At 34.6% G+C, this 10,545-nt stretch carries 9 protein-coding genes; 6 read left to right on the plus strand and 3 right to left on the minus strand.

The window, feature by feature from the left end:
• Positions 1-69: 69 nt before the first annotated feature.
• The 5 genes from IGI37_RS08345 to IGI37_RS08365 all read left to right on the plus strand — a co-directional run bounded on the left by IGI37_RS08345 (position 70) and on the right by IGI37_RS08365 (position 5,704).
• A complete protein-coding gene (locus IGI37_RS08345) occupies positions 70-2,643 on the plus strand; it encodes a hypothetical protein (protein WP_438761140.1) in 2,574 nt (857 codons plus the stop codon).
• Complete coding sequence (locus IGI37_RS08350; RefSeq protein ID WP_438761141.1) at positions 2,640-2,891, plus strand: hypothetical protein; 252 nt, start codon at positions 2,640-2,642, stop codon at positions 2,889-2,891. The genes IGI37_RS08345 and IGI37_RS08350 overlap by 4 nt, the downstream gene beginning before the upstream one ends.
• Before the next feature lie 149 nt (positions 2,892-3,040).
• Entirely contained in the window at positions 3,041-3,715 is a 675-nt protein-coding gene (locus IGI37_RS08355) for an ATPase (protein WP_438761142.1), read from the plus strand.
• 631 nt (positions 3,716-4,346) lie between these two features.
• Entirely contained in the window at positions 4,347-4,538 is a 192-nt protein-coding gene (locus IGI37_RS08360) for a hypothetical protein (protein WP_438761143.1), read from the plus strand.
• Between the two features lie 29 nt (positions 4,539-4,567).
• Complete coding sequence (locus tag IGI37_RS08365; RefSeq protein WP_438761144.1) at positions 4,568-5,704, plus strand: replication initiation factor domain-containing protein; 1,137 nt, start codon at positions 4,568-4,570, stop codon at positions 5,702-5,704.
• A gap of 660 nt (positions 5,705-6,364) precedes the next feature.
• Here the strand turns inward: IGI37_RS08365 and IGI37_RS08370 are convergent.
• The 3 genes from IGI37_RS08370 to IGI37_RS08380 form a co-directional block, all read right to left on the minus strand.
• Entirely contained in the window at positions 6,365-7,384 is a 1,020-nt protein-coding gene (locus IGI37_RS08370) for a hypothetical protein (RefSeq protein ID WP_438761145.1), read from the minus strand.
• Complete coding sequence (locus IGI37_RS08375) at positions 7,377-8,312, minus strand: viral A-type inclusion protein (protein WP_438761146.1); 936 nt, start codon at positions 8,310-8,312, stop codon at positions 7,377-7,379. The genes IGI37_RS08370 and IGI37_RS08375 overlap by 8 nt, the downstream gene beginning before the upstream one ends.
• A 243-nt stretch (positions 8,313-8,555) precedes the next feature.
• The gene (locus tag IGI37_RS08380) at positions 8,556-9,605 is read right to left on the minus strand and encodes a DUF1002 domain-containing protein (RefSeq protein ID WP_438761147.1); all 1,050 of its coding nucleotides are present in this window, start codon (positions 9,603-9,605) and stop codon (positions 8,556-8,558) included.
• A 249-nt stretch (positions 9,606-9,854) separates the two neighbouring features.
• On the opposite strand from IGI37_RS08380, the gene IGI37_RS08385 reads away from it, so the two are divergent.
• A complete protein-coding gene (locus IGI37_RS08385) occupies positions 9,855-10,523 on the plus strand; it encodes a lysostaphin resistance A-like protein (RefSeq protein WP_438761148.1) in 669 nt (222 codons plus the stop codon).
• Positions 10,524-10,545: the final 22 nt, after the last annotated feature.

A 10,545-nucleotide genomic window follows, 5' to 3' on the forward strand; every position in this document is an offset into this window, starting at 1 on the left:
AAAGCCTTGGCTCTTTGATTTTTTTCAGAAAGGATGTTGAAATATGATAAATATTAAAAAGATTGCTAAGTGGGTAGGTATCATTTTTTTCTTAATAGCTTCGGCATTGCTAATGATTATGTTTATGCCACTAGTATCCTTAATAACGATATATATCGAGGAATTGACATCAATAGTGTTAAGACTAGCGATAGTAGCGATAGTCCTCAAAATATCGTGGACATTGATACAGATAGCTCTAGGACGAGCAAAAATGCCGAAAACAGTGAAGAAAGTAGCGAAAAGAGTTCTGCGTCTGACATAGGTCAGTATGAGTATATAGAACCGTCATCAGATTTAAAAAAAAGTAGTTTTTGGGAAGATGAATCACTTTTTGAAGATGGTTATGAGAAAAAAAAGATAAATCCTTTTGGGGTTTGGGGCGGAACATTTTTTGCTAGAGTGCATAATGGTGGCGAAATTGGGGACTGGATTGGAGCTGCATTCGATGGTTATAGGTATGCTGCTCCTGATCCATATAGTAGGATAAATTTACTTACAAGAGCTACACAAAACAGTGTGTGGGCTACAAATGCACGTATAGATGACCGCAAACATGAGATTGATACGATTAATAGTAAATTAGGCACTTATGGGACTAATATTACTAATGCATTTAAAAGGATTGCTAATAGCGAGACGAATATATCGATTTTAACTAATAAAATTAATGGAGAAATATCAACAAGACAGAATGCTGTGAGTGATTTGTGGTTAAGCTTAAATAATGAGATTTCGAATCGTCGTAAGGCTATCACCGATGTTACTACTAAGGCTGATAATATTAACTCTGCTTTACAGACCGAAATTGCTACGAGACGTAAGGCTATCACCGATGTCACTACTAAGGCTGATAATATTAACTCTGCTTTACAGACCGAAATTGCCACGAGACGTAAAGCTATCACCGATGTCACTGATAAAGCTGATGGGATTAATTCTGCTTTACAGAACGAAATTGCTACGAGACGTAAGGCTATCACCGATGTCACTGATAAAGCTGATGGGATTAACTCTGCTTTACAGGCTGAGATTGACACGAGGCGTTTAGCTATTACCGATGTCACTATAAAGGCTGATAACATTAACTCTGCTTTACAGACCGAAATTGCTACGAGACGTAAGGCTATCACTGATGTAACTGATAAAGCTGATGGGATTAACTCTGCTTTACAGGCTGAGATTAACACGAGGCGTTTAGCTATTACCGATGTCACTACCAAGGCTAATAACATTAACTCTGCTTTACAGACCGAAATTGCTACGAGACGTAAGGCTATCACTGATGTAACTGATAAAGCTGATGGGATTAACTCTGCTTTACAGGCTGAGATTGACACGAGGCGTTTAGCTATTACCGATGTCACTACCAAGGCTGATAACATTAACTCTGCTTTACAGACCGAAATTGCTACGAGACGTAAGGCTATCACCGATGTCGCTGATAAAGCTGATGGGATTAATTCTGCTTTACAGGCTGAGATTGACACGAGGCGTTTAGCTATTACCGATGTCACTATAAAGGCTGATAACATTAACTCTGCTTTACAGACCGAAATTACTACGAGGCGATTAGCTGTAACTGACATTTGGTTAGCGATTAACGATATAAAAAATCAGATTAATGGATTTGCTTGGTCTGATGTAGGGATTATAGCGAGTATTTTGGATTTAAAGAATAGTAATAATAATCTTTTTAAATCATCAGATTACAGTGCGACGGTCGTTGCTGGCGACGGCATGGCGGTTAAGCTTATCAAGTATCAGTTTGCTATGTTAAAGAGTGCTATTGTTGATACTCTCAACTCTAATCAAAAAAACACGCAATTTCTTTTTGATAAATATTTTGGCTTACAAGCTGGTAGTGCTATCTATGCACTTAGATATACGATGGTAGATGGTTACAAACAGACTAATGATTTGCTACAACATATTTTTGATGGGCTTAATCTGCTTGGTAAGGGTCAAAATACAAGTAACGGTTGGCTTGAGTTGATACATAAAGGTATAACTGATTTAAAAACAACGACTAATGTTATTACTCAGTGGCTCAAGTTGATTTATGAAAAAAACATCATAATAAGCATACCTGCGTTTGATTATAATAGACTTCAAAATATGCTTGACGGGTTGAATTTTGGAAAAATCGTCAATGAAGCAGGCACCAACATGTGGGACTTTTTAAAGAGTCTTATAGAGACTTTAGGTGATATTATTACGACGGGCTTAACCGAAATTAGTGGGCTTGCGCAAAAAATTCTAGATATTTTGAGTGGCCTAATTGATGATGTTATCGGCTTGATTGTCCCTAAAAATTTAGATTTTTTAGATGATGGCTTTCAAGGGACATCTAGTAAAATCAAGCTTAAATTTAATTTTTTGTTTAATTGGGTCGACTCATTTAAAAGCTTACTTAGTGGTCAAGTTGATTTCCAAGATTTTGATTTGTCGTTAGGCTTTTTTGAGGGCAATGTTAATGTACCCTTATCTGTGATTAATAACTTTGCTCCTTTCGTTAAAGTGGTTGTTACAGGCTTTATATTACTTGAGTTTCTAATTGATATGTATAAATGGTTCCATACTAAGGGGGAGGTCATCGAGTGATTATCGAGTTGCTTTTTAAGCTCCTTTTCGGGATCATCGACTTAATTATTGGGTTGATACCCTCTTTTGATATTTCCATCGATTTGGGTTGGATAGGTGGCTTATCTGCTGTTTTTAAATATATCAATGTATTTGTTGATGTAGGCGTTTTGTTAATGATTATATCAGTAGTCATCATAAGAGATAACTTTATTTTTCTCAAAAACATTTTGATGGCTATAGTACGTAAAATACCTTTTATAAATTAAGGGCAGTGAGCGGAGTCTCACGTGTGAGATTCCGCACTGCCTAATTTTCAAGATTTTATTTTTAGTAAAAATTGATGGAGGTAAAGAAACCTTTGAAAATACTTATATTTATTAAATACGTCTTATCGGACATACATAGGTTTTTTAAGATGAGAAAAGAAGGGTTAAGACCGTTTAAAGAATACGGTCTAAGGCTCTATAGTGGTGTGCAGGGGTCGGGGAAAACAATGAGCATGGTGGAACAGTTGGAAGCTTATCGTATGGACTATAAAAAGCTTTTGATTGCTACGAATTTTGGCTATATCCATCAAGATTTGCCGTTAAAATCATTGTCAGAGATACCTGTTGTGGCTAAAATTGCTCGTGAAATGGGCTATGTGGGGGTTGTGATTGGTTGGGACGAAATTCAGAACGATTTTGATAATCAAACCCGTTCTTTTCCACTCACAATACTACGCACAATCACGCAACAGCGTAAACAAGGTATTAAGATACTTGCGACAAGTCAAGTGTTTACGAGGGTTGCTAAGCCTATCAGAGAACAGACTTTTGAGGTTGTACAATGTTCAACTTTAGGCGGTCGCTGGACGTTCGAAAAATTTTACGACCCAATTGAATTTGAGTATTTTATCCAAAATCCTGATAAAAAGGAAAAAATGAGTTGTAAACGAAAGCATAGCTTTATACAAACAGATGATTTGCGGGATTTATACGATAGTTACGCCGTTATAGACTCATTAGATACGCTAGAAAACGAACAATCAAGCGCCCAGGCACAATTACTTTACCTACTAAAAACGAACAATGAGGAGGTTGCTAGTTGATGTATATTAAAGATGTATTAATGATTTTGACTATGGTTTTTTTGTTAGTTATATTTATTGTATTTTTTGTACCAAGACTAGGATACTAATATGTTTACTGACTTTGATTATTTAAAAATTCTTAAGGTTGCTACGTGGGGTGTTGATAAAAATGGTGTTGATAGACGATATCAATTATTATTTGTCGAGATCCCGAACGACAAAACTAATTTATGTTTTAGTATCAATAGACAGATTAACATTAACCATCTAAAAAAAGGCGACATAGTGCGTTTAAAATTAGATTGGTTTACTAAGGGATACGATAGTACAGTACCACAATTTAAAATTGTCTCAGTTATCAAATTAGATAGTTAAATAGACGTTTTTTTAGATGTTGATTTATCAACATTTAAAAAGATGTGATGCAGGGTCTGCGATTGCACCACGCAGTTGGCCGAAACGGCCAAAAATAACCAGGTCAAAAGTGTTACTCTTAAAATCGATTTTTTGTGCAACACTTACGTTTTTGATCCAGGGGCTAGGTGTTACACTTATATTTTTGATCTATACAGGTAAGTGTAACACTTCTGCCTTCAGCTGAAAGTGTTACAGTGTTACGCCAATCATGATTATGGAGGGAGTGAATAAGATGGGAGTTGCTGAGGGAAATGAAAGACGTTTTATTACGTTGCCTGTTGAGTATTGGAATTATTTAGAGGAGAAAGCCAAAACTTCGAAAGAAAGAAATAGATGGTATTATAGCGGTCGTCATACAGTTAGTGAAGAAATTAAGAAGATGGTTAAGGCAGATATGGAAATGAAGGACGCTGGTTTCTTGTAGGAAAAAATAACATTTGGAGTTGGAAAAATATGCTGAATCAAAACTTACAAACCCCCGTTACTAACAGGGGGGTTAGAAATACATCTAGAAGTAACCTAATCTCAATAGTAGACTGGTTTTCATGCACTTTTAAAAATGTGAACAACTGGAAAGAAGTTTGTGGTGTTTTTTTGTTAGATTCTACCCTATTTGTAGAACAAGAGAAGGGGAGGAACGGGTACCGAAAAAGTGCTGTTTGGCAGTCAATTACTATCTGTTATGATGGCACTGAAGATATGGGTGTTTTTATTGATATGTCTGGGCAAGCCTGTAGACAATTTGAGTTGACCTTTGAGAAAACAGGATTCAGCTGGCAGACTTTTTTTGAGTATTTACTAGGCTATGAGGTGAATATAACTAGATTAGATTTGGCGATTGATGATTTTACAGGATATTTCACTTTAAAACAAATAGAAAACACTATTAAACGTGGCTGTGTGGTAAGTAAATTTAGAACTGGACGGAATTTCGAAGAATTTTTACTAGAGACTGGTGAAACATTGGGACAAACAATTTATTTTGGCAAAAGTGACGTTATAATAAGGTTTTACGATAAATTGGAAGAACGTGAAGCTAATAATTATGCTTTGAGTCATGAAATAGATTTTTGGCAGAGAACTGAATTACAAATACGTAAAGAACGTGCTATGGAAGCTTGTAAAATCATTTCTCAAGGTGGTGATTTAGGCTATTATATTTGTGGAATCCTACGGAACTATATTGCTTTTAAAATTAAAGGTACGGACTCAAATCGTAGTCGCTGGAATAATTGTAAATGGTGGGATAATTTTCTTGGTTCTGCAGAACGTATTAAATTAACTAATGTACATCCATATCCATCAATATTACGAAAAAAAGATTGGATTGATAAGCAAGTTGTATCTAGTCTTGCTACTGTGTACACAGCATTAGATGATGATAGATTGTTTTTTGATTACATAAAGGCTTTAGGGAAATCTAGAATGTCAAAAGCTCAGATTGAGCTTGCTAATGAATTTAAAAGTGATAGTTTTAATAAAATGTTATTAAAACGTGATATGCGTGATTTAATAGATAAATTATCCAATGATCCCGAATCATTAACAGAGTTTTGGTACAATCATGAACGAGCCAATGGCTTGCAATAATATTTTAGGAGGTTTTTATATGGTTGCTATAATTGTTATGTTATTGGTTCCTAGCTTATATTTTTCTTATAGATTCTTAGAGAAACGAGACACTGAAAAAGAAATTCAAAGGCTCCTAAAAATACATAAACACAAAAAGAAAACTGATTATAAAATGTGTATGCATTGCATTATGTATTGTGAATCAAGTGAGGATTTATGTACAGATTGTAAACTATATTTTGATTATAGTCATAACTGGGATTAGCAACATACCAAGCCTTTTACAAGACTACTTTGTATAATATATATTATGTAAACTAACTAATTTTACAAATTCATTCCTCAAGAAACAGGTGCTATTCTCACTATCTTCCCTTCAGTTACAGCGATTTTCCTCTTAAATCAATCGAACTATTGTTAACCGTTAACTACATAATTTGTTGTCATACATAGCTCTATTGGACCTACAAATATGTATAAACAGTGAGTTTGTAGCATTATCGATCTAATTAAAATGAACTTTAATGCCAATTATCAGACGGTATTTTTATCATTTAGTCTTATTACAAAACAAAAGATCGAGAATTTGCATACTCAATCTTTTGTTAACTCATTATTTATTGATAATTTTTAAAAGTACAACTATTCCCATCAGCGATTTTCATCCAATAAGTCCACTTATCGGACCATAAGTGGCACTAAGAATGGATAGCTGCCAAAAAAATCTAGGATTGATCGATTCGTTCGACCTGTTTGAATATTTAGGTTGCTATGGCCATGCTCATTAACCTCCACGGCTAAAGATTGTTCCTTATCTAAAAGGATTTCATAACCATATTCACCTATTTTTTCCATATCATACTCAGGATTAGACATAGTAATGATAAATATATTATCTAATATCTCTGTAGAAAGCTCAAAGGCACTTTCTAAGTGAAGATCCAATGGTTTACTATTATCGAGTAAGCTTTCATCAACATTAAACCCTAACGTTTTAAAATGAACAATCAATTGATTTAACTCATGATTCAAGACAGAAAGTTGAACAGATGAATACAAATTATCTACAGACCAATAGCGAATCAAGGCCAACACTTGGTCGTCATTAATTGCTACTTCCTTCGAATCCAAATCCAGCTCAAACATATCCATATAGGCTGCTTCATATTTGTTGTTAATCGGCTTCATTTTGAAAGCAAACTGCAAACGATTCCCTTCACCTAAAGAGTAGCGAATCTGAAAATGAACAGTCTCCCAATTATCAAGCTCTGCTAGTGAGTATTTCAGGCCGATATGAGTTAACGGCTTCAATAATTCGTACGTGATATACTCTAATAAGGTTGCCTGAGCAATTGTTGACATCTCAGGATACGTAGAACCATCCAACAATAACTCCTGATAGTAGCTTAATAATTCAGGGAAATCTGATTCCATTAAGGATTTTCTGAGCTTCAAATCCGCCAATTCTGATTCAGCAACCTGAATCATGTCAACGATATTTTTACGATTCTGTTCTTTTTTCTCGTAATAAGCCAGTTCTGCTTTCGAAAGTTCTAACTCCTTTGTAGAGCTCACCGAATCTGCTGTGTTTACTGCATGCTCTACATCAAGATTTGTGGCTTCAACTTCATCAGGAGTAATTATTTTTTTCTCATTAATCTTTGTTTCAACTTCTTCAACTTGTTTCTCTTCACTCATTTACAAAACCTCCCTCTTCAGCATTTGCCGGTTGTTCAGTCAAGTAGTCATCTAAAAAGGCGATAATTTTTGTTCGTAGCTCTTCGAAGCCACCGAAATATCGCTGAATCAAGCGGTGTTCTTTTTCAACGATTGAATTCTTTAATTCTACTTGTTTGTACTGAGCAGAAAGTTTTGCACGTTCTTTTTCTACATATCCTTTTCCATCAACAAAAGGTAACCATTCTTCCTTCTGTTTGTTTAAAGCAACTAATTTCTTATCCAACTCATCCACTTCAGTGTCCACTTTTTTTCGATTAAGTAACCCTTTCGTTTCATTGGCTTCATTCTTTTGCTCTTGAACCACTTTAATTTTTTTATTAATTTCTTCGATTTCAGCTTTCCCAGCAATCATTTTCGCATCCAGCTGATTCATTTGTTCTCTGATTAATGCCAGTTCAATTTCTTTATCTTCATAATACGTATGCCACTCACTGTCAATCGTTGGTAAAATGAAGACCTCTGGAACAGACGCATCAATTCCAATCGTCGCTCTTTGTCGGTAATAGTTACCAATTCGATAATAGTTAACGGTCGTATCTACTTGTTCCTCGAAATACATGAATGGAAAGGCCTCTTTAAAATGCTCATGAAGCTTTTGTATCAACATATGGTCAATTTCATGATTTTGATTTGAACTCTTCTTCAGTTCATCTGTCAATTCACCATTGTATAACCGATAGATTGCTGGAATATTTTCCGCAGATATTGCTTCCTCAAACTCTTGTAGATCATGAAGTAGCTTGCTAACATTCATACTAGCAACTTGTTTTACCTCTTCAAATGAATTTGAATTTTTCTGAGACTCTGACTCATCAGAGCTTGTTACTTCAACCCTAAAATCAACCAATTTATCACTTGTTTCATTATGACTATCCGATGCGGTCATTAGATGTACCTCCTTTTTAAACACTAAAATACCTGTCTCTATTTTATCATTATAATGAAAATGATTCATCATTTAAAGCAATAGTTCTTAGGGATATCTAATCGTTTGAGCACTTAAAAGGGTTTTTTCGTGTTTTTTTCATTTTTAGAGTCTTTAAAAGAACAATAAATTGATAAATTACGTTTGAATTTAAAATGAAGAAGAGGGATCAGAACAGCACATTCTCCCCTCTTCTACTGATTTTTAGTTCATTAGATTTCCAAAAAAGTCAGTAATACTTGACCACAAATTAGAAAAGAAACCTTCATTTTCATCTAATGTTCCTTTGAGTTTGTCTCCAAATTTTCCTAGTTCGTCACCCAATCGATCCACGGTATCCGTGAAGCCTTTGCTAATTTTATCTAGCTGGGCAATGGAATCTTTATCCAACACGCCATCTGTTGATTGATATTTTTCAGCTAATGAAACTAATTTTGCCACATCATCTTTTGTTAAATAGCTAGAGAGGTTATTTTTTTCTAGTGCATCATTTACGATTTTTTCAACATCCGCTTTAGTTGCAAGTTCTCCTTGCTTTTCTTTCAATTCTGCGAGTTCCTTTTTAATATCAACCAGGGTTTGATTCAGTTGTGCTTTATATGCTTCATCTGCTTTGGCTTGTTCATCTTCTGTTAATGTTTCAGATTTATTCTCCTCAGTTGCCTGATCGACAATTGACTTCGACAAATCAGCTGTCGTATCTAATTCTTCTTGTGCAAGTTTGGCTCTATCTGGGTCGACTTCCTCACCATTCGCTTCAAAAGCCTTATAAACGCCAGTTAAAGCACTCTCACCAGTCACTTTAACCACACTAGCAACTTTAATAGTCGCATCACTAATACCTGCTGTCACAAGAGGGTTCTTATACTGATCTGCAGTAATTAAAGTAATATTCTCCGGTGTAAGAATATCCACATTAATTCCTTTCCCCTCATCCTCACGATTGACCACTACAGAACTGAGCATGACGCTATCATCTCCACTTCCATAACCTAGATAGGTAACTAAATCCTTCCCTGTTGCTTTTTGTGTATTCACCGAATCTGAAGTAATACCTAATACTTTCATTGTTTCGTTCATTTGATTCTGATTTAAACCAGCACCTGCTACAAATGTTGGCTTGCCCCAACGTTCATTTATAACTGTTTCGTTGCTAGAATTGGTCTCTGCTAATGCTACTTTCGTGCTCAAGCTTACCGTTCCTATAATTGATAGTGTTATAATTGCGATTGTTAGATTTTGTTTCATATTCATTCTTTTTTCCTCCCAATAGTGAAGTTTGGCTTAATTCATTGCCACTCCTTTATAATAGTCTTTATCATTTCAAATAAGGGCATCTTAGCCTAATCTTAATCGTTTATTTATGAAAATAAAAAACTCTTAAGTATATTTAGTAATTTATAAACATTTTGTTTACATAATATATGTATGGTAACTTATAATGTTTTCCTCTTCCTCTCTTTTATTTTATGGTACACTTATAAAAAGAAAGGGAGTGAGTTATTGACCTACGTAAAAAATTTTTTGATAGTCATTGGGCTTTTTATCTTAAGTCAGCTGTACGGTTTGTTCTTAGGCTTTGGTCTTGAATTTGCTAAACTAGGTGGTCAGGAGAAAATGTCTACTCTAGCAAATGTCGCATGCATTATTTTTACCTTATTAAGCATCTGGCTGTTGATATTCCTTGCAAAAAAACTAAAGATAATGGATTTTTCACTTGATTTTTTAACAAAAAAAAATATTAAGTTTATCTTTCTAGCCTTTATCATTGCTCGGTTGATTGTCTATGTATTAAGTATCTTAATGATGGCACAAGGAAATGAGTCTACACAAAATGATGAAGCCATTCTTGAAATGACCAAACTAATCAGTCCTCTATTATCATTTATTATGATATCCATTGCTGCACCAATTATGGAAGAAATTGTCTTTCGTGGTGGAATCATTGGGTTAATTTTTAAAGATTATCCGATAGTCGGAATCATTTGTAGTACCTTAATTTTTGGTGCAATCCATCAATCAGATAATTTCATCAGTTTTCTAATCTATGCTGCAATCGGATTCGTCTTGAGTTATAGCTATTATAAAACAAAACGTCTTGAAGTCAGTATAAGTATTCATTTTTTAAATAATCTTATTGGTGGATTAGCTATTCTATTTGGTTGGTTATGATCGAATAAGGTTTCCTAAGAAA

It is taken from the genome of Enterococcus sp. AZ194 (assembly GCF_051713825.1).
Taxonomy (GTDB): Bacteria; Bacillota; Bacilli; order Lactobacillales; family Enterococcaceae; genus Enterococcus_K.

Coding starts and splice junctions, on each gene's coding strand:
- IGI37_RS08355 (WP_438761142.1), top strand. CDS start 3,041: ATGAGAAAAGAAGGGTTAAGACCGTTTAAAGAATACGGTCTAAGGCTC.
- IGI37_RS08360 (WP_438761143.1), top strand. CDS start 4,347: ATGGGAGTTGCTGAGGGAAATGAAAGACGTTTTATTACGTTGCCTGTT.
- IGI37_RS08365 (WP_438761144.1), top strand. CDS start 4,568: ATGCTGAATCAAAACTTACAAACCCCCGTTACTAACAGGGGGGTTAGA.
- IGI37_RS08370 (WP_438761145.1), bottom strand. CDS start 7,384: ATGAGTGAAGAGAAACAAGTTGAAGAAGTTGAAACAAAGATTAATGAG.
- IGI37_RS08375 (WP_438761146.1), bottom strand. CDS start 8,312: ATGACCGCATCGGATAGTCATAATGAAACAAGTGATAAATTGGTTGAT.
- IGI37_RS08380 (WP_438761147.1), bottom strand. CDS start 9,605: ATGAATATGAAACAAAATCTAACAATCGCAATTATAACACTATCAATT.